This window comes from Xanthomonas phaseoli pv. dieffenbachiae, from assembly GCF_008639345.1.
Lineage (GTDB): Bacteria > Pseudomonadota > Gammaproteobacteria > Xanthomonadales > Xanthomonadaceae > Xanthomonas > Xanthomonas phaseoli.
In genome coordinates, this window is the sequence record NZ_CP041380.1 from 2,810,411 (window position 1) to 2,834,181 (window position 23,771).

Here is a 23,771-nt window from a genome sequence, read left to right on the forward strand (position 1 = left end):
GCTGACTTGTCATATTCAAGGCGGCGATCAGGCACGTCGAAGAAGCTGGCAACTTGCACGCCACCAAATACGCGCAGCTTGCAGATCGTCTGCACGCTGCTGGCTCCGCCCACCGGCAGCATGGCATTGCCGGGCAGGCGGTTGCCTGCCCTGACTCATTCCCAGCATCGATCCGCACGCCCCTTGAGCGTTGCGCTACGCGGACAATTACGCGGCGCGATGCGCCCGGCTTCGCGTTCGATCAAGCGTTTGCTGCCGTTGCTGTCGCGTTGCAGTTCGAACGCGTCGTAGAGACGTCCGGTGGCAGTACGCGATTCATACACCAAATGCCGTTGGTCGAGCCGCAGCACCTGGTAAAGCTGGGTATCTTCGCCTACCGGGCGCATGGTAGTGCGCGCCATGTCCGACAGGCGGTACTGCTTGGGCCCGGCGACCGAGACCACGAAGACCGGCGTCGCCTGCCCTGCCGCATCGCCACGTCGGCCATAGGTGTGGTCGTGGCCCTGCAGCACCAGATCCACCTTGTGGCGGCGGATCACCGGCAGCACCTGCTCGACCAACTTTTCGTTTTCGCGATCGGCACGCGGCGAAAAGAATGGCTGATGGATCAGGACGATCGACCAGGGATGCGGGTTGTCGGCCAGCACCTTGTCCAGCCACTGCGCCTGCGCGGGGCCGGTCCCCAGGTCCAGCGCCGAGGTACCGTCGAGCACGGCAATGCGCACGCCCTGGTAGTCGAACCAGTAGCTGGTACGCGCGGCGGCCGAAGGTCCGTTGCGCGGCAATGCAAAGGTCACCGGCCAATGGCTAGCGAGCACGCGGGTTGCCTGCGGCGTGTCTTCGCCCTCTTCGCGATATTCGTGATTGCCCGGCGCCGGCGCCACTGCAGTGCCTTCCAGCAGCCAGCGCCCGGCCTCGAACCACTCGGCCCATTCGTTGTCGTCCTGGCCGTCCTTGCCGCTGACCAGGTCGCCGGCGAACAAGGCCAGCCGCGCGTCCGGTGCCGAGCGCCAGGCCTGACGGATCACCCGCGAGACCAGACTGAGGTTCTTGTTCTGGGTGTCGCCGAAATACAGCAAGGTCAGCGGCGTGGTGGCTGCGGCAGCCGTGCGGAAGTGATTCCAGGCGCCCCACGTTCCCTGCCCCTGCACGCGGTAGGCGTACATCGTGTCCGGCTGCAGCCCGTCCACATCGGCGCGATGGTGATGCGAGCTGCCGTTTTCGCTGGCGAGCACCAGCGTGCTCGCCCGGATGCGTCGTGGCGACCCTACATCCGGCGAATCGCCGGCGACCACCAGTTCCAGCCAGGGTCTGTCGACGCTGGCATCGGTGCGCCAGGCCACCGCAAACCCGGTGGCCGCGTCTTGCGCCGGCGTGGCGACGATGCGGTCCGGGAAGCCATCGGCAACGTAATGCGTCGAACCCGCCGGCACCTGCGTGTTGGGTTCGGCAGCACGGTCGGCAGCCGACGCGGGAACACTCATGGTTGCGACCGCCGCAAGCAACGCAGAGACCGATCTGCGCGCGGCCATCATGGCGTGCACTCTTTCAGGCGCAATGTACGCGCGATATCGCGCCAATCGAAGGCGGCCACTGCCTGGTCGTCATGCAACGCGTAGAACACGCCGCCCGGAAAGCGCGCATCGCCGCGTTGATCCAGCCACACGCCATCGGTGTTGGCGGTCACACGGCCGGCGAAGGCGCCGACATGCGCCAACGTCTTGCGATCGAAGAGCTGGAAAACGCTGCGGTCCTTGAACTGATCGGTGGCGATCCAGTAGCCGCTCCCGTCGCTGCATGCGAACAAGCTGATGCCCTCGGCCTGCGCCTTGAACAGCCCGCTGCCGACGTTGCGGCCGCGATACCGCCCGTCCATGCCGTACTCGCGCAACTGGGTGCCCACGGCCACGTCTTCTTCGGCAATCATCAGCCGCGCATTGGCTTCGTCGCCGAACACCGATTCGGCAATTCGCACCGCACCGGCTTCGCTGGTGTCGCCAAAACTCTGTGTCAGGCGTGCCTGCCAGCCCTGCCCTGCAGCATCGAGCTGATAACGCCGAAAGCGCTGGCCAAGTTCGGCCAGCGGCGGCGGCAGATCCTTGTTGGCCGGCGACATGTAGTTGTCGCTGACCACTACCTCGTAGCCGCCATCGTGCTTGCGTACCCACAGGCCGTAGGGCTCGCGCAGTTCGTTCTGGCCGAATGCCGTCACCGGCGTGAGATCGGGTAACGAGAACACCTGCACGCGCCGGTTGTCGCGCTCCACCACGAACACCAGGTCATCGACCACCGAGATGCCATTGGGGCGGTCGAGCTTGCCCAGCGCCTTGCCCTTGCCGCCGACCACGCGCAGCCGCTGGCCGCTGTCGCCGTCGAACACCACCAGCGCATGCGTGCCCTTGGCGGTGGCGATCACCCAACGGCGGCCATCCGGCGCCATCCAGCTGGCCGGCGAATCCAGGTTGTCCGCTGGCGTCAGCGCGGTGATGAAGGCTTCCGGCACCACTTCATGCGCTACGTTGGCCTGACTGAGCAAGGGATCCTTCAGCAGCGCTTCGTCGGCTTCGCGGCCGGCCGGGGCGGTGGCGCAACCGACCAGTGCGGCGGCGGCGGACAGCAGCGTGATCTGCACCAGGGTGCGCGGTGCGATCACAGCGCCACCTTCAGGCCAAGCGCATAGGTGCGGCCGTACTCTTCATTTTGCAGGGTGCGCGAACGGATGCCCTGATACAGCTCCAACGGCTCGTCCAGCAGGTTCTGCGCTTCCAGATACAGGCTGACGCGGCTGTTGAATTGATAGTTCATGCTGAAATCCAGCTGCGTGTGCGGGGCAACGTAGATATCGTACGCACGGCTCTGCCCGATGGTGTCCAGATATTGGCTGCGATACACCGCCGCCACGCGCGCACTGAAGCCGTATTTTTCGTAGCCCAGGTGGCCGCTGTAGATGCGCTTGGACGAACGCGGCAAGGTGAAGTCATCGCCGGCACGATTTTCCAGCCCCGGATTGAAATCGCTATCCAGCACCGTGGCGCTGGCACCCACCAGAAAGCCATTCCAGCCCTCGGGCAGGAAGTCCAGGGTCTGCTGCCAATTGAATTCCGCGCCGCGCACCTTGGCGGTGTCGCCATTGATCGAGCGTGTGACCTGCAGGCCCGGAAATTCCGCATCGTTGGTGTTGATGGTCTGCACGATGTAGTCGTCGATCGACTTGTGGAACACGCCCAGCGAGATCACGCCGGTACTGCCGATGTATTTTTCGAACGACAGGTCCAGATTCTGCGAGCGGTATGGATCGAGATCGGGGTTGCCCAGGCTCACCTCGTTATCGCCACGGTTGATGCTCACGCGCGGCGACACGTCGCCGAACGCCGGGCGCGCCAAGGTCTTGTTGGCCGCAAAGCGCAGCACCCAGTCATTGCCGCTGTCGTAACGCAGATGCAGGCCGGGCAGCACGTTGGTGTAGCTGCTGGACGCCTCGCGCGGCGTCACCGTGGCGGTGCGGCCATTGGCTGACACGTCCACCTGGTTGCCGGTGGCATTGAACTGGGTATTTTCCACGCGCACGCCGGCAATAATGCGCAGCGCACCGATGTCCCAGGTGCCCATCGCATAGGTGGCGAAGACATCTTCGGTGGCCGTGTAATCGTCCTGCAGCGAGGTCTGCAGGTTGCCGCCCACGTCTTGCGGGCGTGCACTGTACAGATCGCCGGACGTATTCCAGTAACGGCGCATGCCGTCCGAGCTGATGCTCTGGCCCAAGGTGCCGCCACGGTGTTCGGGCGCGGCGGTGGTCCAGTCGCTCAGGTCGATGGCCGGCCCACGACGCAGCTCGCTTTCGTCCACGTTCACCCCGCGCTCGCGCCAGCGGCCCAGCACGCCCATCTTCAGGCTGGAATGCTCGCCGTCAAAGCGCACATTGATCTGCGCGCTGCGCTCGCTGTCGTCCACCTGCGTGGGCGCAATCACGAAGCGATCGAACACGAAGTCATCGTTGCTCTGCCAACCGTTGTCGGAGAAGCCCAGCTTCGGAATGCCGCTACGCTGATCCACCGTGGCAGACAGATCGTCGCCGTCGTAATTGAAGCGCGCTTCCTTTTCATCGTTCACGCGCTCGCGGGTCTTGGTGTAGCCCAGCTTGTAGTCCACGGTGGCAGCGCTCAGGCGGTTTTCGCCACCCACGCTCAACGCCATGGTGTCTTCCTTCTTGGTGCGGTAGCGCACGCGCTTGGAAATGCTGTCGGCCGGCAAGTCGGCCACGTTGTAGGTGCCGTCGCCGTTGGCACTGACCTCGCCATCGCTCAACCCGAAGATGGTGCGCTGGCGCGTTTCCGCGTCGTCGAAGCGGCTGTAGAGCGTGCGCAGGTAGTAGCGGTTATCCGCATCCGGGCGCCAGTCCAGATTGAGGTTCGCGCCCATGCGGATGCGTTCGATGAAGTATTTGCGGCGTTGCACTTCGCCGGCGAACAGATCGTCGTCGGCGCCACCGTCGAAGGTGTCGTAGGCCACTTCGGTATTGTCCGATTCGAACTCGCGGTCCTGATAGTTCACACCCACTGCCACCCCGAAGGTGCCATTGAAGATGTCGCTGTAGTTGAACGCACCTTTCGGGCTGGTCTTGCCCGACAGCGATTGGTGGCTGGCTTCGATGGAGCCGCGCACCGTGCGCCCGTCGCGATCGAAGGCGGAGGTGGATTCCACCTGGATCGCGCCGCCGATGGAGTCGCCCGGCATGTCCGGGGTCGGCGACTTGACCACCTTCAGGCGCTCGGTGGAATCGGAAGGAATCACATCCAGCGGTGCAGAGCGCGTACCGTCTTCCGGCGTGCCCATGGTCATGCCGTCGATGGTGACGCTGTTGAGCGACGAATCCAGGCCGCGGATGACGACAAAACGGCCTTCGCCCTGGTCGCGCGTAACGCTGACACCGGGCAGGCGCTGCAAGGATTCTGCAACATTCTTGTCCGGGTAACGTCCCATCGCATCGGAGGCAACCGCGTCCTGGATGGCATCGGAGGCGCGCTTGAGATCCACTGCGCGCTCCTGCGCTTCCAGCTGCGGACGCACCTCCAGCCGCTCCAGGTCGATTGCCGCAGCGCTGGCAGCGCCGCCGGTGGCCGCACCCTCGGCCGCGTGCGCCAGCGGACTCCACGTGGCCGCAGCCAACGTCAGCGTGATCGCCAGGCAGAGTGGAGTCTTGTTCAACACGGGTGCTTCCCCAATCGGTTAAGAATGGGTGGGCACACTATGTCTACGACGTTTCACTGACATGACATATGCATCGGCGATCACATCCGAAGTGTGGCGACACACTGCGCGGCTGCGGCACACTGTGCCCCTCCCCCGCCTGCCACTGCCCATGAAAATCGTCGAAGTCCGCCACCCCCTCGTCCAGCACAAGATCGGCCTGCTGCGCGATGCCGCCTTGAGCACCAAGGGCTTCCGCGAACTGGTCACCGAACTGGGCACGCTGCTGGCCTACGAGGCCACCGCCAACCTGGACACCGAATCGCACACCCAGCCGGGCTGGGCGGGCCCGGTGACGGTGCAGCGCATCGCCGGCGCCAAGATCACCTTGGTACCGATCCTGCGCGCCGGCCTGGGCATGCTGCCCGGCGTACTGGCATTGATTCCTGCCGCGCGCGTGAGCGTGGTCGGTCTGCAGCGCGATGAAGAGACCCTGCAACCGGTGCCCTATTTCGAACGCCTCACTGGCCGCCTGGAAGAACGCGACGCCCTGATCCTGGACCCGATGCTGGCCACCGGCGGCACCCTGATTGCCACCATCGACATGCTCAAGCGCGCGGGCGCACGGCGCATCAAAGGCATCTTCCTTGTCGCTGCGCCGGAGGGCCTGAAAGCGCTGGAAGCGGCGCACCCGGATGTCGAGGTCTATACCGCGGCCATCGACGACCACCTCAACGACAAGGGCTACATCCTGCCCGGCCTGGGCGATGCAGGCGACCGGATTTTGGGGACGCGGATGGAGTGAGTTCAAGCCCCTCTCCCCCCGGGAGAGGGATTGGGGTGAGGGTACGGCATGCCAGTGTTCTTGCTGACGCCCTACCCTCATCCGGCGCTACGCGCCACCTTCTCCCGACGGCAGCAGGAAATGCCGCAGCGCGTCCGATCTCGATCATGTTGCTGGCATGGCTAAAAGCGTCATTCAGAGCTGCTGGTGACCGAACCTTTGGTCCGCAGGCAGCATGAATTGCAGCAGCTTGAGCCCTCTCCTGCGGGAGAGGGGTTAGATGAGGGGACGGTGTATCAGTGTTCCTGCCGACGCCGTACCCTCATCCGGCGCTGCGCGCCACCTTCTCCCGACGGGAGAAGGAACAGCCGCGGCATCAGGCATTTCGTTGAAAAACGCCCGCCTCAACGCGTCGACGCCTCGATCGCCGCGCTCACATACACCAGCGGCGCATTCCAGTTGATCGCCACCTCGTTGGTGGAGTAGCTGCAGAAGTTGTCCAGGTACGACAACGCCGGCTGCTTGGAGGGATACGACACCTTGCACTCCTTGGCATCCTGCTGCCCTGGCTGCGGGCCGCCGACCAGCCAACCCGGCACCGGCGCTTCGATCCCATCGGCCTCTGAGGGGCGGTGATGGATATGCATCGGGGAGTGCCTGCCTATCCCGGTCACGAACGACAGCCCCAGCGGATTGCGGCCCAGGATGTAGTCCAGCTGCGATTGCGCCGCATCCAGAAATTGCCGCTGCTGCGTCAGCCGGTAGCCCTGCAGCAGCATCATCGCGCGGTTGAGCACCCCTGCATTGCTGCCCCACACGAAATCGCCGTCATTCATCGCCAGCCGCCATGCCGATGATTGCCAGGTGTCGGCCAGCCGCTGTGCCAGCCCGGTGATCTCGCGTTCGATCCGCGCGCGGTCGGCATGCGCCGTGAGTTGGTCGCGATGCCCGGCCAACGACATCCAGGCCAGTCCACCGACATTGCCCCACGACGGCACGGTGGCCGGCACGTTGCGCGCGATCATCGCGTCGTAGAACCCATCCTCGCCGGTGGCGATGTACAACTCGGCCGCCGCCCAGGCGAATTCGTCATCCAGGTGCGCATCGTCGTAACCGCCGGTACGCACGTCGCTGGGCTGATGGTAGATCACATCCGGATGCTGCTTCGCCCATGCCCACGCAGCCCGCGCGGCGTTCAACATGCGCGCCGACAGACCTGGATACTGCTTTTCGAACGGCGCATACACGCGACTGGCCACGGCCATCACGGCAGCGAAGTCCAAGGTCGCGGCAGTGGTCTTCATCACCACGTAGCGTGGCTGCGTGGCCTGATCGGGCATCACCAGGCCATCGAATTGCTTGTCGGTGAGCTTGTGGTACACGCCGCCATCGGCCGGGTCCTGCATGGCGAGCATCCAGTCCAGATTCCACCAAGCCTCCTGCAGGATGCCGGGCACGCCGGGCGCATCGTCAGGGATGGTCAGCGGCTTGGACTTAAAGAACGCCGGATACTGCTCGTAGGCCGCCAGCAAGGTATAGGTGCTGATGCCGGAATTGACGATGTACTTGTTGTAGTCGCCCGCGTCGTACCAGCCTTTGGGCGCGCTGATCACGCTATCGGTTGGGCGCGTCGCAGACGCTGCGGACGGATGGATGCGCACCTGCGTATCCGGGTGCCCGGCCGCACGCGCATAGCGCCCGGCGTAGCGTGCCGGCAGCGCGGTGCTGGCACGGTTGAAGTAGAACGCCTTCAACGCTGCATCGACCAGGGGCTGATAGGCATGCGCGTTGATGGCGAAGGTCTCCGATGCCGGCAGCCCGTCGATCTTCAGCCGATAGGTTCCGACCGCACGCAGCGCGGAAAAATCCGCCACCCGCGCCTGCTTACCGGCCGGCGACCACATCGCGGCCGGCTGCAGGGTTCCCTGCAACACGCTGCGTCCTTGGGCATCTTCGACCGTGAAGCGGTCCGAACGCTGCGCGGCGTCCTGCTGCGGCAACCCGATGACGGCCAGTTTTGCCGAGCCCGGCAGGTAGCCCAGCTGGTTGACGTGGATGGTGTTGCTGGTCGCCACGGTTTCCTGCCTGCCGGGCGTCTCCGCGGCGCAGGCGAGCACGGGCGAAACGATCATCAGGCTGGTGAGCAGAGTCTTGAAGATAGTCATGCCACGATGGTCGCCGCATTATCTTGCAGCGACAAGTCCAATGCCGGCATCGCCCATGCGTCGATCCGCATCGCTGCAATGATGCGCCCGTTGCGCGGACCGCCTCGCACGCCGCCATGCTGCGCGCATCGTCACTGCTTGCCGGCGCTCAGGCGCATGCCCGGCTGCCGACAAATGCGCCAACCTCAGGTAACCACGGCCGCACTGCATCTGCTGCGATTGATCCAGACCACGCACGACGCCCGGCCGGGGTGCCGGTTACCGGGCGTCGATGCAATGGGCTTCACGCCTCAGCGTGCCGCCGCGTCCAATTGCACTTGCGCCTTGCCCACCGGGTTGCGCGGGTCGCTGCCGCCGCTGAGCACGTTGCTGCGCTTGTCCCACTCCACCGTCTGCAGGTTGCCCCACACATGGCTGGAGCCGCGGCCGCCTTCGGCGGTGTCGCCGGGCAGTTTCAGTGCATGCCCCATCGCTTGCAGGCCCTTGGCGGTCTGCGCCGAAAACGCGTCGGTCTCGGCGTCGATGACGTCCGGCAGCCATTGGTGGTGATAGCGCGGCAGCGCACTGACCGCCTGCGCGTCCAGGCCGGCGTCGTAGCCCAGGATTCCCAGCAGCACCATGGTGATGATGCGGCTGCCGCCCGGGGTGCCGAGCACGATCGCCTTGTCGGCCGATTCCATGAAGGTGGGCGTCATCGAGCTGAGCATGCGCTTGCCCGGCTTGGGCGCATTGGCGGCATAGCCCATCACGCCGAAGGCATTCGGCGTGCCCGGCTTGAGCGCGAAGTCGTCCATCTCGTTGTTGAGCAGCACGCCGGTGCCCTTGGGAATCAGGCCCGAGCCGTACAGCAGGTTCACCGTCTGGGTGGCGCCGACCCGGTTGCCTTCGCCATCGATGATGGAGAAGTGCGTGGTCTCGTCGTCTTCCAGCGGCGTGGGATTGCCCGAAAGCAGATCGCTGGGGGTCGCCTTGTCCGGGTTGATGGTGGCACGCAGGCCTTGCGCGTAATCCTTGCTGGTCAGCACGCGCTGCGGCACGTCCACAAAGTCCGGGTCGCCCAGGAAGAAGGTGCGATCGCGGTAGGCGCGGCGCATCGATTCCACCACCAGATGGGTGCGGTGCACGTCGTCGAGTTTGTTCAAGTCCCAGCCTTCCAGGATCTGCAGCATCGCCGCCAGCGCGATACCACCGGACGACGGCGGCGGCGCCGTGGTGATCTTCCAGCCGCGGTAGTCGAACTGGATCGGCGTGCGCTCCTTGACCCGGTACCCGGCCAGCTCGGCCGCGCTCCACTGGCCGCCGGCCTGCTTCACGCCGGCCAGCAACTTCTTGGCAGTCTCGCCCTTGTAGAAGCCGTCGAAGCCCTTGTCGCCGAGCAGCTGCAGCGTATGCGCCAGCTCCGGCTGCTTGAAGGTGTCGCCTTCGGCAATGGGTTTGCCGCCGCGCAGATACACCTCGCGCGTCCCGGGGTAACGCTCCATCACCTCGCGCCTGGAGGCATAGCCCTTGGCCATGCGCGCGTAGACCGGAAAACCTTCGGTCGCGATAAGGATCGATGGCGCCAGCGACTGCTTCAGCGGCAGGCGGCCGTGCTTGGCGGCCAGCTCCACCAGCGCTGCAGGCAAGCCCGGAATGCCTGCCGACCACGGTCCGTTGACCGAGCGGTCGCGGTCCAGCTCGCCTTTCTTGTTGAGAAATTGCGCTTCGGTGGCCGACGCGGGCGCGGTTTCGCGCGCGTCCAGCATCACGTCCCTGCCGGTCTTGGCGTCGTGCAGCAGGAAGAAACCGCCGCCGCCCAGCCCCGAGCTGATCGGCTCGACCACCGCCAGCGTGGACGACACCGCCACCGCGGCATCGAACGCATTGCCACCTTCGCGCAGGATCTGCAGGCCGGCATCGGTGGCCAACGCATGACCGCTGGCGATCGCCGCGCCGGGCGGATGCGCGGCAACCGCTGCGGTGGTGGCTGTCGCCGGCTTGGCGGCATCGGCGCACCAGGCCGCTGGCGCCAGCACGAAGGCCAGCAGCAACACGCCGCGCGAAGAAAAACGTCGGGAAAAAGTGCTCACGGGGCGGGGGGCTCCTGTTCGTACAGTTCGGGATGATCGCGCTGCAACTGCATCAGCTTGGCCAGCAACTGATCATGGGTTTCCGGAATGGCCGGATCCGGGTCGATGCATTCGACCGGGCACACCACCACGCACTGCGCTTCGTCGAAATGGCCCACGCATTCGGTGCAACGTGCCGGGTCGATGACGTAGATGGTTTCGCCCATCGAGATGGCCCGGTTCGGGCACGCCGGCTCGCAGACGTCGCAGTTGACGCAGAGCTCGTTGATTTTCAGAGACATATCGGCACTACGATGCGACGCGACACGGCGCGCTGCAACCGCAGGCGCTGGAACGCAATGTGCTGCTGCAGCCGGGCGCAGATGGCGCGAAGCGGCAGGTGGACAACGCCGTGGGCGCTGTCGGACACCGGCCTGACACGGCCGGCTCCGGTGGAGTGCGAACTCGGCAGCATGGTGCATTCCCAGGCTGCGGCCGGATGCGCCCTCCCGCGCATCCGGCCTGGCACGGCATTACTTGGCTTCAACGAAGATGTATTCCGCGCCCTTGGGCTGGACGATGGTCTGCACACGCGCGTTGTCGGCGGCGTTGCCGATGAACAGCACGCGCACACCCTTCATCGAGTCCGGTGCCACGTCCTTGAACGCTGCATCGATCAGGTCGGCCATCTTGCCGGACGCCGACGAACCGAAGGCCAGCATGTTGCCCGGCTGCACGCCGCGTGCCAGTGCGGTCTTGACGCTTTCCAGCTGACGTTCGTAGCTGCCGGCAAATTCGGCGTCGGACTCCGGCGGCAAGTAGTACAGGAACGGGCTGTTGGTGGTGGTGCCCAGGTTCTGGCCGACCACTTCCTGCAGGTACTTCTTCCAGCCGGCGTTGTCGTCCTTGGCCGGTGCGGTCAACGGGGCCGGTGCGGCGGCAGCGGTCGGTGCCGGCTCTTCCTTCTTGCAGGCGGTGACCGCCAGAGCGGCGATCGAAGCGAGCGCCAGAGCGCGCATGGTGTGTTTCATGAAACTCCTCCCTTTGAAATGCGTGTGGTGATGTGACTGCAACTCTTCAGGCCTGCGCGCGGGACTGCCGCACCTGCCGCAAGGCCTCGACAACCGATGCCGGCACGAAGCCGGACACATCCCCGCCCAGCCGCGCGATTTCGCGCACCAGCGAGGACGAGATGAAGCTGTATTGCTCGGCCGGGGTAAGAAACAGCGTTTCCACCTCCGGGATCAGATGGCGGTTCATGCTGGCCATCTGGAATTCGTATTCGAAGTCGGACACCGCACGCAGGCCGCGCAGCAGCACGCCGGCACCCATCTCGCGCACGAAATGGGCCAGCAGGGTATCGAAACCGCGCACTTCCACATTGGTATGCGCCGCCAGCGCTTCCTGGGCCAGCGCCACGCGGCGCTCCAGCGACAGCGCCGGGCCCTTGGAGGGGCTGTACGCCACGCCCACCACCACGCGCTCGAACAACGGCGCGGCGCGATTCACCAGGTCGATATGGCCATTGGTGATCGGGTCGAAGGTACCGGGATAGACGGCGGTGCGGCTATTGGCAACGCTCATACGGAGACTACCGGGGTCGGATCGCTCTTCAGTGTAGCAGCGGCCCGGCGGTACAGCGCATAGCGCACCTCACGGGTGGCGCCCTCGCGGTGCAGATGCCAGCCGGCCGGCAGCAGCGGCGGCGCATCGGCCGGCGCTTCCAGATAGAGCCAGGCGTCGGCGGCCACATGCGCCGGCAGGCGCTCCAGCACAGCCGGCCACAGGTCGGCCGCGAATGGCGGGTCGACGAAGACGATATCGGCCAGCGCTGCGGGTGCACGCTCCAGCCAGCGCAGCGCATCTTCCTGCAGCACCTGCACCTGGGTGGCGGCGTCGAGCCGGGCCACGTGCTCGCGCAGCCGCTGCACCAGGCCGGGGTCGCGTTCGATCAGGGTGGCATGCGCAGCGCCGCGCGACACTGCCTCCAGGCCCAGCGCGCCCGAGCCGGCGAACAGATCCAGCACGCGCGCGCCGGGCAGGCGCGGCATCAACCAGTTGAATACCGTTTCGCGCACGCGGTCGCTGCTGGGGCGCAGGCCGGGCAAATCCGGCACTGCCAGCCTGGTATTGCGCCAGCGCCCGCCGACGATGCGCACTTGCCCTTCCGTGCCACGTGGCGCCGGCCGCGGCGGGCGGCTCATCGCCACGCACCTGTCGATGGTGGGCGGGTGCAGCACGGCAGCAGCGCAGTTGGCGACATGGCTCAAGGCAGGACGAATGGCCGGCCATGATACCGCTGCCGTTGCTGCAGCCGCCCTCCCCCGCACCGGCCGCCACGCGCGGGACATGCGTGCAGGCCGCCTTGAAAAATCGGCAGAAGCCCGCATCCCCCAGGCCATCGGCCGCGTTGCGGCCTGGACCACCACGGAGCACGACCCCAATGACCGTTGAAACCGATAAGCAGACGCTCGGCTTCCAGACCGAGGTCAAGCAGCTGCTGCAGCTGATGATCCATTCGTTGTACTCGAACAAGGAAATCTTCCTGCGCGAGCTGGTCTCCAATGCCGCCGATGCCGCCGACAAGCTGCGCTTCGAAGCCTTGGTCAAGCCCGAGCTGCTGGAAGGCAGCGGCGAGCTGCGCATTCGCGTCGACTACGACAAGGACGCGCGCACCGTCACCATCGACGACAACGGCATCGGCATGAGCCGCGAGGATGCGGTCTCGCACCTGGGCACCATCGCCAAGTCCGGCACTGCCGATTTCCTCAAGCACCTGAGCGGCGACCAGAAGAAGGACGCCAACCTCATCGGCCAGTTCGGCGTGGGCTTCTATAGCGCTTTCATCGTCGCAGACCAGGTGGACGTGTATTCGCGTCGCGCCGGCCTTCCGGCCAGCGAAGGCGTGCATTGGTCCTCGCGCGGCGAAGGCGAATTCGAGGTCGCCAGCGTCGACAAGCCCGAGCGCGGCACCCGCATCGTGCTGCACCTGAAGGAAGGCGAAGAATCGTTCGCCGATGGCTGGACGCTGCGCGGCATCCTCAAGAAATACTCCGACCACATCGGCCTGCCGATCGAGATGCGCAAGGAGCATTACGGCGATGAGGCCGACAAGCCGGCAGAGCCGGAGTGGGAAGCGGTCAACCGCGCCAGTGCGCTGTGGACGCGCCCCAAGTCCGAGATCAAGGACGAGGAGTATCAAGAGTTCTACAAGCACATCGCCCACGACGCGGGCAACCCGCTGGCGTGGAGCCACAACAAGGTCGAAGGCAAGCTGGAATACACCTCGCTGCTGTTCGTACCAGGCCGCGCGCCGTTCGACCTGTACCACCGCGATTCGGCCAAGGGCCTGAAGCTGTACGTGCAGCGCGTTTTCATCATGGACCAGGCCGAGCAGTTCCTGCCGCTGTACCTGCGTTTCATCAAGGGCGTGGTGGATTCGTCGGACCTCTCGCTCAACGTCTCGCGCGAAATCCTGCAGTCCGGCCCCGTGGTCGACTCGATGAAGTCGGCGCTGACCAAGCGCTCGCTGGACATGCTGGAGAAGCTGGCCAAGGACAAGCCTGAGGACTACGCGACTTTCTGGCGCAACTTCGGCCAGGCATTGAAGGAAGGCCCGGCCGAGGATTATGCAAACCGCGAAAAGATCGCTGGCCTGCTGCGTTTTTCGTCCACGCACGACACCACCGGCGCGCAGAGCGTGGGCCTGGCCGATTACGTCAGCCGGTTGGCCGAAGGCCAGGACAAGCTGTATTACCTCACCGGCGAGAGCTACGCGCAGATCAAGGACAGCCCGCACCTGGAGGTGTTCCGCAAGAAGGGCATCGAAGTGCTGCTGCTCACAGACCGCATTGACGAATGGCTGATGAGCTACCTCACCGAATTCGACGGCAAGTCGTTCGTGGACGTGGCCCGCGGCGACCTGGACCTGGGCAAGCTGGATTCGGAAGAGGACAAGAAGGCGCAGGAAGACCTCGCCAAGTCCAAGGAAGGCCTGGCCTCGCGCATCAAGGCAACACTGGGCGACGACGTGGCCGAAGTACGCGTCTCGCACCGCCTGACCGATTCCCCCGCCATCCTGGCGATTGGCCAGGGCGACCTGGGCCTGCAGATGCGCCAGCTGCTGGAAGCCAGCGGCCAGGCGGTGCCCGAAAGCAAGCCGGTGTTCGAATTCAACCCCACCCACCCGCTGATCGAAAAGCTGGATGCGGAACAGGATATGGATCGCTTCGGTGACCTGAGTCGGGTGTTGTTCGACCAGGCTGCTTTGGCTGCGGGCGATAGCCTCAAGGATCCGGCTGGGTATGTAAGGCGATTGAATAAGTTGTTGTTGGAGTTGTCGATGTAAGCGACGAGATGGTGGAATGAAGAGCATAGGCCGGCGTCATCGCCGGCCTTTGCGTTTCAGGCTGGGGAGGGGCACCCAACTTCGCTGACCGGAATTATCAGCGCTCACCCATAACATCCGTCGATGATACTGTAGGATCCAGAGCATTCGAGACAGCGGCAACCAAGGTTGAAAACCTCAGCGGTTGCCGGGAAGCCTGGGGTGTAACAGATTGCATTTCTCCATTCAGTTAAAGCGGCGGGATGCCGATGGCAACCTTGGAGCAGCAACATATAGCAGTGACCGATTCCCTCTCAAGGATTAAAACTGGATGCGTATAATTTCGTTATTTTTGGCACTCGCGCTCCTAGCGGGGAACGCATGGATCGGCAATGCCTCTGCGCAGACTCTAAATTTCGACCGCATTCCGGCACTGACGAAATATTCAATTCAGATCAATCTTCCTAACACATTTCCCAGACTTTCAGATGGAACCACGGCCTGCGAAATTGCGATCAATGCATTTCCCAAGTCGGACAATGGCTATATTTACACAAGTATCCACTATGTGGAAGACGATTATACCGGATGTCACCACACCATTGTATACACCGGCCCCAATATCGGGGGTTATCCGGTAGGGTCGACGATTGATGGATACGGGCAGAACTGGGTTATCCCAGTTCCCGCGTGCCCCGCAAGCTATACGCTGATTCGAATTTATAATCCGGATTCATGGATCTGCAGCAGACCGATTGGCCAAGCCGATCCGGCCAAACCAATGCAATGCACGGGGATGAGCACAGAGGTCGGCAACCCCATTTCCTGCTCAGGCGCAAACAAGGTTGAACGTCGAGCCGATGGAGTGTCTGCAGATTTCTCGCTCGAGCAAACCTTTTCCTCATCGCCCAGCTCCGAATTATTTCCATTTGGCAAAAACTGGAGCAGTATCGTCACCTCCCGCGTTGAAGTGGACAAGCAGAAGACCGCCGCATTTGTCTTTCTAAAGGACGGCAAGGTCGTTCCTTTTCTCAAAGATCCCGGTGGCGCCTGGATGACGCAGTCGGATCTGAAGCACTATCATCTTTCAGAGATTTCAGGAGTCGACGGCTCTATCGCTGGATGGCAGTTGCGTACTGGAGCGCAGACCAGCGTCTTTGATAGCCAGGGGCGTTTTTCCAGGAGTGAAAGCTTTGGCGAAATACTGATCTCAGTCATCTACGATGCAATGGGCCAGCCGATCAAGCTGATTGATCGAAAAGGCCGTGAAGCAGTGATTCACTACATGGACTACATGCAGGCAAGCAGTCTCGACCTACCTGATGGAGGACGCATCGATTACGCATACGATGCGCAAGGGCGCTTGATATTGGCTGGCCCGGACGGTGATGCGATGGTTTATCGCTATGCTGGCAATGATGCGGTGTGGTTGACGGAGAAACTGGATCAGACCGGCGCTGTAGTCGGCCAGTATGCCTATGATGAGCAAGGGCGGGCCACAGCCACGGGAGATGGCATCGGCGGCAATTACTTCTCTGTGGCTTATGCGGAAAACGGCAATAAAGCGGTCGTCACAAATCCTTTGGGATCGACCAAGGAATTCTCTTTCGATGTATTCAACAACGGTCGGCGGCTACGCAGCGCCGTCGATACATGTGTGGATTGTCCGCGCCTGGAAACGTCCTACATCTATGGGGATGATGGCTATCTGAGTCGATCTGATAATGGGACACTAATAAAGAACTTTACCCGTGATCAGAGCGGACGTATGCTTTCCATCGTGGAAAGTCGCCAAGACGGCGGCCATCTCCGAACTACACGAACAGAATGGCATCCCGACCGTGATATCCCACTGACGCGGCGTGTGGATGACCCAACGAACACACTGATCGAAACATCGACCTGGACTTACAACACACGTGGTCAAAAGCTGACATCCTCCCGTACCGATGCAGCCACCGGGACCACCCGGATCGCGACCACAGCATACTGCGAGCAAACCGACGTCGATGCAGGCACCTGCCCATTGCTGGGGCTGATGACCTCGGTCGATGGTCCACGCAGCGATCTCTCCGACCTACTGCGCTACACGTATTACCTCGCCGACGATAGCGCCTGCGCCGCGACACCGACCACCTGCCCGCACCGCAAGGGCGACCTACAAACGATCACCAACGCCATCGGACAGATCACCGAATATCTCGCCTACGACGGCGCTGGCCGCCCGCTGTCCATCAAGGACGCCAACGGCATCGTCACCGACTACACCTATCACCCGCGCGGTTGGCTGACGGCCACCAAGGTGCGCGGCGCCGATGCCTCCAGCGAGGCCGATGACCGCATTACCCGCATCGACTACTGGCCCACCGGCCTGGTCAAGCAGGTCACCCAGCCCGATGGCGCGTTCACTGCCTTCACCTACGATGCGGCGCATCGGCTGACCGACATTACCGACAACGCGGGCAATACCGTCCACTACACGCTCGACAACGCCGGCAATCGCATCAAGGAAGACACCAGCGATGCGTCGGGCACGTTGAAGCGCACGCTCTCGCGCGTCTATAACCAGCTCGGCCAGCTCAAGACGCAGGCCACTGCCGCCAGCGACCCGACCGACTTCGCGTACGACGCCAACGGCAATGCCACCACCGTGACCGATGCGCTGGCAACCGCGACGCAGAACGAGTACGACCCGCTCAATCGCCTGTCGCGCACGCTGCGGGATGTCGCCGGCATCAAGGCCGACACGAAGTTCGAATACGACGCACTCGACAACCTGACCAAGGTCACCGACCCCAAGGGCTTGAACACCACCTACGACTACAACGGGTTTGGCGATCTGGTGAAACTCACCAGCCCGGACACCGGCGTCACCAGCTACACCTACGACAGCGCCGGCAACCGCGCCACCCAGACCGACGCGCGCGGCAACACCACCGCCTACAGCTACGACGCGCTCAATCGCCCGACCAAGGTCACCTACCCCACCACCAGCCTCAACGTCACCTACACCTACGACGCGACGCAGACGGCCTGCGCCAGCGGGGAGACGTTTTCGATCGGCCGCCTGACCAAGATGCAGGACGGCGGCGCCATCACCCAGTACTGCTACAACCGCTTCGGCGACTTGGTGCGCAAGGTGCAGACCAGCAACGGCACCGCGTTGGTGCTGCGTTACGACTACACCATTGGCGGCCAGTTGCGGCGGATGACCTATCCCGACGGGGCGGTGGTCGATTACGTGCGCAATGCACAAGGCCAGACCACCGAAGTCGGCGTGACCTCTGCCGGCGGCAGCCGGCAGGTGCTGTTGGACAACGCCAGCTACTACCCGTTCGGCCCGGCTGCCGGCTGGACCTACGGCAACGGCCGCACCCTCGCCCGCCAGTACGATCTGGACTACCGCCCGCAGGCAATCCAGGACACCCGCCCGGGCGGTCTTGACGTGGGCTTCGGCTTCGACCCGGCCGGCAACCTCACCGCATTGACGCCCGCTGGCAACACAACACCCGAGATCGCGCTGGGCTACGACACCCTGAGCCGCCTGACCGGCCTGACGGACGGCCGCACCGGCACCCTGATCGATGGCTACAGCTACGATGCCACCGGCAACCGCCTCAGCGCCAAGGTCGGCGCCGCCACGCAGAGTTACACCTACCCAACCGACAGCCACCGCCTGAGCGCAGTGGCCGGCGTGGCGCGTACCTACGATGCCACCGGCAACACCACCGCCATCGGCGGCACCGCGCGCCAGTACACCTACGACACCACCGGCCGCATGACCCAGGCTCGCCGCGCCGGCGCGGTGACCATGAACTACCGCTACAACGGCCGTGGCGAGCAGGTGCGCCGCTTCCTCGGCACCACCGATACCTACACGCTCTACGACGAAGCCGGCCACTGGCTGGGCGACTACGACACCAATGGCGCGCCCAAGCAGCAGGCGATCTGGCTGGACGATCTCCCGGTCGGCCTGCTGGCCAACGCCAACAAACTGCACTACATCGAACCGGACCACCTGGGCAGCCCGCGCGTGGTGATCGACCCGACCCGCGATGTGGCGGTGTGGACGTGGAGCCTGAAGGGGGAAGCCTTCGGGAATACTGCGCCGAACCAGGATCCGGATGGTGACGGTGCGGCGTTGGTGTTAGATATGCGGTTTCCGGGGCAGCGGTACGATGCGGCGAGTGGATTGAATCAGAACTACTTCCGGGATTACGACGCCATGACAGGGCGGTATGCGCAGAGTGATCCGATTGGATTTCGCGGAGGCGTAAGCTCCCCAGCCTGACAGACACCGCATAAGTGGATATTTCTGGCATCGTTACCTCAGCCAGGAGGTTCTATGCGCACCTCAAAGTTCACCGAGACGCAGATCGTCGCGACGCTCAAGCAGGCCGACGCCGGCGTGCCGGTCAAGGACGTCTGTCGCCAGGTTGGTATCAGCACAGCGACGTACTACCAGTGGAAGAGTAAGTACGGAGGCCTGGAGGGGTAATCCCCCCGCTTTGAGCGTTCGCCAAAAGTGGAGCTAGGCGGCCATCGCCAATTTCATTGCTGGCGTGATACCGCCGAGCGCCATGTTGGGGCGCTCATGGTTGTACGTCCATAGCCAGCGCGTGGCCTTGTCCTGAACCTGCTCGATGGTGTCGAACAACGTTGTGGCCAGCCAGGCGTAGCGGACGGTGCGGTTGTAACGTTCGACATAGGCATTCTGCTGCGGCTTGCCTGGCTGGATGTGCTCGATCCGAATCCCGCGCTGCTGTGCCCAAGCTAGCAGCGCGCCGCTGATGTACTCCGGGCCGTTGTCGCAGCGAATGGCGTTTGGCTTGCCGCGCCAGTCAATGATCTGTTCCAACGAGCGGATCACCCGGGCCGATGGCAGCGATAAGTCGACCTCGATGCCCAGACCCTCACGGTTGAAGTCATCGAGCACATTGAACAACCGGAAGCTGCGGCCGTCGGCCAGCTGGTCGTGCATGAAATCCATCGACCAGACCTGGTTGATCGTCTCCGGCACCGCCAACGGCTCTGGCCGCTCGCGCACCAGCCGCTTCTTCGGCTTGATCCGCAGGTTCAACTCCAGCTCCCGATAGATGCGGTACACCCGCTTGTGATTCCAGCCAAAGCCCTTCACGTTGCGCAGGTGCAGAAAGCACAGGCCGAACCCCCAATCACGATAGGTTGTGGTCAACCGCACCAGCCAATCGGCAATCCGGGCGTTCTCCTCGCTGGCCTTGGCTTGATAGCGAAAGCAGGTCTCGCTCACCGCAAAGGTCCGGCAGGCATGCCGGATGTTCGTGTGGCCACCATCTACGGCCCATCGGGCCATCTCCCGGCGTTGAGATGGCCTCACCATTTTTTTGCCATCGCCTCCTTCAGCAGGTCGGCGCTGAGCTGGGCATCGGCGTACATCTTCTTCAGGCGCCGGTTCTCGTCCTGCAGCTCCCTGAGCTGGGACATCAGCGATGCGTCCATGCCGCCGAACTTGCTGCGCCACTTGTAGAACGTCGCCGAGCTGATGCCGTGTTCCCGGCACAACTCCGGCACGGGCGTGCCGGCCTCGGCCTGCTTGAGGACGGCAATGATCTGGCTGTCGGTGAAGCGGGATGTCTTCATGGAACCTCCTCGGAAAAGGGTACGAGAAAATTCCACTTCTGGCGTCAGCTAACCTGTGGGGGGATTACCGAGGCTTCGGAGCTGCGGCGGGTCAAGGAGCTTGAGTCGGAGAACGCCAAGCTCAAGCGGATGTACGCCGAGTTGGCGCTCGACAATGCGGCCATGAAGGATCTCATCGCAAAAAAACTCTAGGGCCGGCGCGCAAGCGCGAGGCCGTGCGGTACCTGATCGAGGTACACGCGCGGCCGCTGCGTCGGTCCTGTGCATGCGTCGGGCTTGCACGTGCGGCGTGGTATGCGCCACCGCTCGACTGGACAGTACGCGATGCCGAGTTGATCGCGGCGATCGCACGTGTCGTCGAAGACCGCCCCAGTCGCGGCTTTTGGAAATGCAGCGACGTACTGCGCAGGACGCGACCTGACTGGAACCCGAAGCGAATCTATCGCGTGTACAAGGCCATGCGGCTCAACCTGCGCCGCGCTGCGAAGCGGCGGCTTCCCAAGCGCGAGCGTGTCGCGCTGTATGTCCCAAGGTTGCCTGATACCGTCTGGTCGGTCGACTTCATGAGCGACGCTCTGGCGTGCGGCCGACGCTTCCGCACCTTCAACGTGGTCGACGACTTCAACCGCGAGGTGCTCCACATCGAGGTGGATACGTCGATCAACTCGCATCGTCTGGTGCGCGTGTTCGAGCAGATCAAGCACGATCATGGCCTGCCGCAGGTCGTGCGTTCCGACAACGGACCAGAGTTTCTGGGCGACGCATTTACCAGCTGGCTGAAGGTCAATGGCGTGGCGATCCAGTACATCCAGCCCGGCAAGCCGAACCAGAACGCCTTCATCGAACGTTTCAACCGCACCTTCCGGGAAGAAGTGCTCGACCAGCACCTCTTCACCCGCCTCGACGATATCCGCGAAGCTACCCATTGGTGGATGATCGATTACAACGAACAGCGGCCCCATGACGCGCTCGGCGGCCTAACGCCGACCGAGTACCGCAACCAACACGCCAGAAGGTCTACTTTTGGACTGTCTGCTTGACGGGGGAGCTTACGCCCCCACCCCCTCTCCCGAAGGGAGAGGGGCTTTGTTTTGCGCGCCGGAAAGTTCGTGCGGGGTTACTGTGCGCTTTCACTTTGCCGTCTGTAGTAGACCTTCCCCCCTCTACAAGACACGCTGCAGCAAGATCGACAGCGCGCAGACTTCAGCATTCACGCCGACTCCAGCACCCAGCACCCAAACGCAGGCCCCGCCGAATAACCGGTTTCCGGTTCAATGCGGATCTGCAAGTTGTCGCGGCCGGCGACTGCTGCTGGGAGTGCGTAATCCACATCGACGAAATCCAGGCCGCGGTTGCCGTCCAGGCGTTCGTTGGCGATGAGTTCGCCGTCGGCGACGATGCGGAAGCGGCGGCGGGTTTCGTCGCCCCAGTAGCGTAGGCGCAGGATGCGGGCTTGGGCGGTATTGCGCAGAGTGAAGGCCATGAAGCCGCCAGTGCGCACGTCGCGGCCGGGGCGGCGGCGGTAGCTGAGCGGGTTGGAATTTTCCCCGTGCAGGGCATGTGCCTTTTCCGAGGCATCGTCGCCTAGCACGATGCGATCGAGCGCGCGGGTGTCGAGTGCTTCTTGCGCCGCCGCCGCTGCCGCCCGTTCGGTCTGGCGTTGTTGCCACGCAGCGGCGTCGCGGTGCTCCAGGTAGACCGCGCTGCGGCGGTCGAACTGGGCGTAGAACGGGGACAACTGCCACTGCTGCGCGCCATCGCTGTAGACGAAGGCTGTCTTGCCGGGCATCGGCTGCAGGCGTTGCAGGATATCCTGCCCCCCGATCAATGCCGGGGTCTTGCCCGACCATGGCTTGGCGGCATCGCCCAGATCCACGGCAAGCACCAGCGGCCCACGCAGCACCGAGACCCAGGCGGGATCGTCCGCGGTCGCTTCCAGGCGCAGCGGCATGTCGAACGCCAGACTCAGCGTGTCGCCGCGCTGCCACGTGCGCGTGATGCGCAGATAGCCATCGCTAGCGGTGCCATCGACAAGCTGGCCATTGAGTTGCAACCGCGGCTGTTGCGCCCAGCCTGGCACGCGCAGTGCGAGCGTGCGTTGCTCTGGCGGCGCGGCATCGATGCGCAGCGAGGCGCTGCCCTGTTCCGGCAACCCGCTGTGCAAGGTCATGTCCAGCCCGGCGGCACCGCGGACCGTGGAGGGCACATAGAGATTGACGTAGACGCCCTGCCCGTCTTCCCAATAGATCGAATCGCCGAACTGCGCGTGCGCTTCCATGCCGCTGCCGACGCAACACCAGAAATCGTCGAACGGCGACGACCAGCCGCGCGCTTCGCCGGCCAGCAGCGGCGTCATATAGGTAAACATGCCGGTGCGTGGGTGCTGCTGCGCCATCACGTGATTGAGCAAGGTGCGCTCGTAGTAATCGAACAACTCCGCCTGCGGTCCCCATTGATACAGTTGCCGGGTGAGCTTGAGCATGTTGTAGCTGGCGCAATGCTCGCAGGTCTGTTCGGTGAGGAACTTCGAGATGCTGTCCGGCTGCTGGAAATATTCGCGGTCGCCGTTGCCGCCGATTACATAGGTGTGGTGGTCGGTAACGGTGTGCCAGAAGAAGCGCGCCGCAGCGCCCGATGCGGCATCGCCGGTGACCTCGTACTCGCGGGCCACACCGATCAGCTTTGGGATGCTGGTATTGGAATGCTGGTGCGCCAATTCGTCACGCTGTGCGACCAGCGGGTCGAGTACGGCGTGGTGATGCAGGCGCTGCGCCAGCGCCAGCCATTGTGCATCATCCGTACGTACATGCAGTTCGACGAACGATTCGTTGAGGCCGCCGAATTCGCACGACAGTACCTTTTGCAATTGCGCCTCGTCGAGCGCGGAGAAGATACCCTGCAGATACCCGGCCAGATCCACCGCGACCTGCAGCGCTTGCGCGTCATCGCAATGCGCATGCACGTCGAGCAAACCGGCGAACAGTTTGTGCCAGGTGTACAGCGGCGCCCAGCTGCCGTTGAGGTAGAACGGCGCCGGGTCGATCTTGCCGCGCTTGAGTTCGTCGAAGACCGCGCGCCCGCTTTCGATCTGCCCGGCCGCGTTCTTGCGCGTGAAGCCGGCCACGTAGCCATCGCCCGCCTGTGCCTGGCAGCGCGCCAGTTCGCTGACGATATAGGCCGCGCGCGTGCGGCATTGCGCGTCGCCGGTCTGTGCGTGCATCAGTGCCAGCGCACTGAGATAGTGGCCGAGCGTATGCCCGGCGATGGTGTCCGCTTCCCAGCCGCCATAGGCCGGCGCCTTCGGGTCGAGGCCGGCATACAGCACGAAGTTGTGCAACAGCCGGTCCGGCTGCAGCCGCATCAGATAGCGCCGGTTGGTCTGCAGCGCATCCAGGAACAACGACGGCGCAAGCCTGACCTGCGTAAGCGGCACCGCGCGCACGCTGCCCGGCTGCGCAGCGCTGGCCTGGGCCGGAAAGCGCAGGAAGCCGGCCGCAACCGCCAGGCTGCTCCAGGCCAGAAAGCGCCGCCGCGACAACAACGGCGTGTGGTTGCAGGTCGATTCGCTCGGGTGCGCTTCCGTCATGGGATCAGCTTAACTCCTGAGAGCGCGCACGCTCGCGCGCGTGGTCGCAACAATA

The 23,771-nt window shown here is 63.9% G+C and carries 15 protein-coding genes and 1 pseudogene; 5 read left to right on the forward strand and 11 right to left on the reverse strand.

Going from position 1 to position 23,771, the window contains the following annotated elements; translation table 11 throughout:
- Positions 1 to 155: 155 nt before the first annotated feature.
- Genes FLG15_RS12810 through FLG15_RS12820 form a run of 3 tightly spaced genes read right to left on the reverse strand, consistent with a single transcriptional unit; the run spans position 156 to position 5,208 of the window.
- The gene (locus FLG15_RS12810; protein ID WP_057677857.1) at positions 156 to 1,535 is read right to left on the reverse strand and encodes a purple acid phosphatase family protein; all 1,380 of its coding nucleotides are present in this window, start codon (positions 1,533 to 1,535) and stop codon (positions 156 to 158) included.
- Positions 1,532 to 2,653 carry a phytase gene (locus FLG15_RS12815; RefSeq protein ID WP_209227800.1) on the reverse strand — a complete coding sequence of 374 codons (1,122 nt, stop codon included), beginning with the start codon at positions 2,651 to 2,653 and terminating at the stop codon, positions 1,532 to 1,534. The genes FLG15_RS12810 and FLG15_RS12815 overlap by 4 nt, the downstream gene beginning before the upstream one ends.
- Positions 2,650 to 5,208, reverse strand: coding sequence for a TonB-dependent receptor (locus FLG15_RS12820; RefSeq protein WP_209228268.1), 2,559 nt, complete (start codon positions 5,206 to 5,208; stop codon positions 2,650 to 2,652). The genes FLG15_RS12815 and FLG15_RS12820 overlap by 4 nt, the downstream gene beginning before the upstream one ends.
- A gap of 151 nt (positions 5,209 to 5,359) precedes the next feature.
- On the opposite strand from FLG15_RS12820, the gene upp reads away from it, so the two are divergent.
- Positions 5,360 to 5,992 (forward strand): uracil phosphoribosyltransferase, encoded by a 633-nt coding sequence (gene upp / locus FLG15_RS12825; protein ID WP_150146473.1) that lies wholly within the window; start codon positions 5,360 to 5,362, stop codon positions 5,990 to 5,992.
- A gap of 383 nt (positions 5,993 to 6,375) precedes the next feature.
- Here the strand turns inward: upp and FLG15_RS12830 are convergent, their stop codons facing one another.
- The 6 genes from FLG15_RS12830 to rsmD all read right to left on the reverse strand — a co-directional run bounded on the left by FLG15_RS12830 (position 6,376) and on the right by rsmD (position 12,454).
- Positions 6,376 to 8,136 carry a glycoside hydrolase family 9 protein gene (locus FLG15_RS12830; protein ID WP_057677854.1) on the reverse strand — a complete coding sequence of 587 codons (1,761 nt, stop codon included), beginning with the start codon at positions 8,134 to 8,136 and terminating at the stop codon, positions 6,376 to 6,378.
- Positions 8,137 to 8,426: 290 nt separating this feature from the next.
- Positions 8,427 to 10,205, reverse strand: coding sequence for a gamma-glutamyltransferase (ggt, locus tag FLG15_RS12835; RefSeq protein ID WP_057677853.1), 1,779 nt, complete (start codon positions 10,203 to 10,205; stop codon positions 8,427 to 8,429).
- Complete coding sequence (locus tag FLG15_RS12840; RefSeq protein ID WP_057677852.1) at positions 10,202 to 10,486, reverse strand: YfhL family 4Fe-4S dicluster ferredoxin; 285 nt, start codon at positions 10,484 to 10,486, stop codon at positions 10,202 to 10,204. Before FLG15_RS12840 ends, ggt begins: the two co-directional genes overlap by 4 nt.
- A 231-nt stretch (positions 10,487 to 10,717) precedes the next feature.
- Complete coding sequence (locus tag FLG15_RS12850) at positions 10,718 to 11,215, reverse strand: hypothetical protein (RefSeq protein WP_017157277.1); 498 nt, start codon at positions 11,213 to 11,215, stop codon at positions 10,718 to 10,720.
- 46 nt (positions 11,216 to 11,261) lie between these two features.
- Positions 11,262 to 11,768: a pantetheine-phosphate adenylyltransferase gene (gene coaD, locus FLG15_RS12855; RefSeq protein ID WP_008574388.1), complete on the reverse strand. Its 507-nt coding sequence runs from the start codon at positions 11,766 to 11,768 to the stop codon at positions 11,262 to 11,264.
- Entirely contained in the window at positions 11,765 to 12,454 is a 690-nt protein-coding gene (gene rsmD, locus FLG15_RS12860; RefSeq protein WP_170922326.1) for a 16S rRNA (guanine(966)-N(2))-methyltransferase RsmD, read from the reverse strand. Before rsmD ends, coaD begins: the two co-directional genes overlap by 4 nt.
- 173 nt (positions 12,455 to 12,627) lie before the next feature.
- Here rsmD and htpG point away from each other — a divergent pair, with 173 nt between their 5' ends.
- The 3 genes and pseudogenes from htpG to FLG15_RS12875 all read left to right on the forward strand — a co-directional run.
- A complete protein-coding gene (gene htpG / locus FLG15_RS12865) occupies positions 12,628 to 14,532 on the forward strand; it encodes a molecular chaperone HtpG (protein WP_150146476.1) in 1,905 nt (634 codons plus the stop codon).
- Between the two features lie 310 nt (positions 14,533 to 14,842).
- Positions 14,843 to 18,802: an RHS repeat-associated core domain-containing protein gene (locus FLG15_RS23505; protein ID WP_370512602.1), complete on the forward strand. Its 3,960-nt coding sequence runs from the start codon at positions 14,843 to 14,845 to the stop codon at positions 18,800 to 18,802.
- Between the two features lie 54 nt (positions 18,803 to 18,856).
- Positions 18,857 to 19,003 (forward strand): annotated as a pseudogene (locus FLG15_RS12875) (transposase); the annotation flags it as partial.
- Between the two features lie 39 nt (positions 19,004 to 19,042).
- Here FLG15_RS12875 and FLG15_RS12880 read toward each other — a convergent pair.
- Positions 19,043 to 20,130 (reverse strand): IS3-like element ISXcd1 family transposase gene (locus FLG15_RS12880; RefSeq protein WP_223842567.1). Its coding sequence is split into 2 segments (ribosomal slippage): positions 19,043 to 19,878 and positions 19,878 to 20,130, totalling 1,089 coding nucleotides; the frame shifts between segments, so codons are not numbered across the junction.
- Between FLG15_RS12880 and FLG15_RS12885 the strand changes: the two genes are divergently transcribed.
- Positions 20,080 to 21,170, forward strand: a protein-coding gene (locus FLG15_RS12885) for an IS3 family transposase (RefSeq protein WP_370512622.1) whose coding sequence is annotated in 2 segments (ribosomal slippage) — positions 20,080 to 20,308 and positions 20,308 to 21,170 — 1,092 coding nt in all. Because the reading frame shifts where the segments join, the coding sequence is not laid out codon by codon here. The genes FLG15_RS12880 and FLG15_RS12885 overlap by 51 nt on opposite strands.
- A 170-nt stretch (positions 21,171 to 21,340) precedes the next feature.
- Here the strand turns inward: FLG15_RS12885 and FLG15_RS12890 are convergent.
- Positions 21,341 to 23,716: a glycoside hydrolase family 127 protein gene (locus FLG15_RS12890; protein WP_057678039.1), complete on the reverse strand. Its 2,376-nt coding sequence runs from the start codon at positions 23,714 to 23,716 to the stop codon at positions 21,341 to 21,343.
- Positions 23,717 to 23,771: the final 55 nt, after the last annotated feature.

Coding starts and splice junctions, on each gene's coding strand:
- FLG15_RS12890 (WP_057678039.1), bottom strand. CDS start 23,716: ATGACGGAAGCGCACCCGAGCGAATCGACCTGCAACCACACGCCGTTG.
- FLG15_RS12850 (WP_017157277.1), bottom strand. CDS start 11,215: ATGAAACACACCATGCGCGCTCTGGCGCTCGCTTCGATCGCCGCTCTG.
- coaD (WP_008574388.1), bottom strand. CDS start 11,768: ATGAGCGTTGCCAATAGCCGCACCGCCGTCTATCCCGGTACCTTCGAC.
- FLG15_RS12810 (WP_057677857.1), bottom strand. CDS start 1,535: ATGATGGCCGCGCGCAGATCGGTCTCTGCGTTGCTTGCGGCGGTCGCA.
- FLG15_RS12840 (WP_057677852.1), bottom strand. CDS start 10,486: ATGTCTCTGAAAATCAACGAGCTCTGCGTCAACTGCGACGTCTGCGAG.
- FLG15_RS12830 (WP_057677854.1), bottom strand. CDS start 8,136: ATGACTATCTTCAAGACTCTGCTCACCAGCCTGATGATCGTTTCGCCC.
- FLG15_RS23505 (WP_370512602.1), top strand. CDS start 14,843: ATGCGTATAATTTCGTTATTTTTGGCACTCGCGCTCCTAGCGGGGAAC.
- htpG (WP_150146476.1), top strand. CDS start 12,628: ATGACCGTTGAAACCGATAAGCAGACGCTCGGCTTCCAGACCGAGGTC.
- upp (WP_150146473.1), top strand. CDS start 5,360: ATGAAAATCGTCGAAGTCCGCCACCCCCTCGTCCAGCACAAGATCGGC.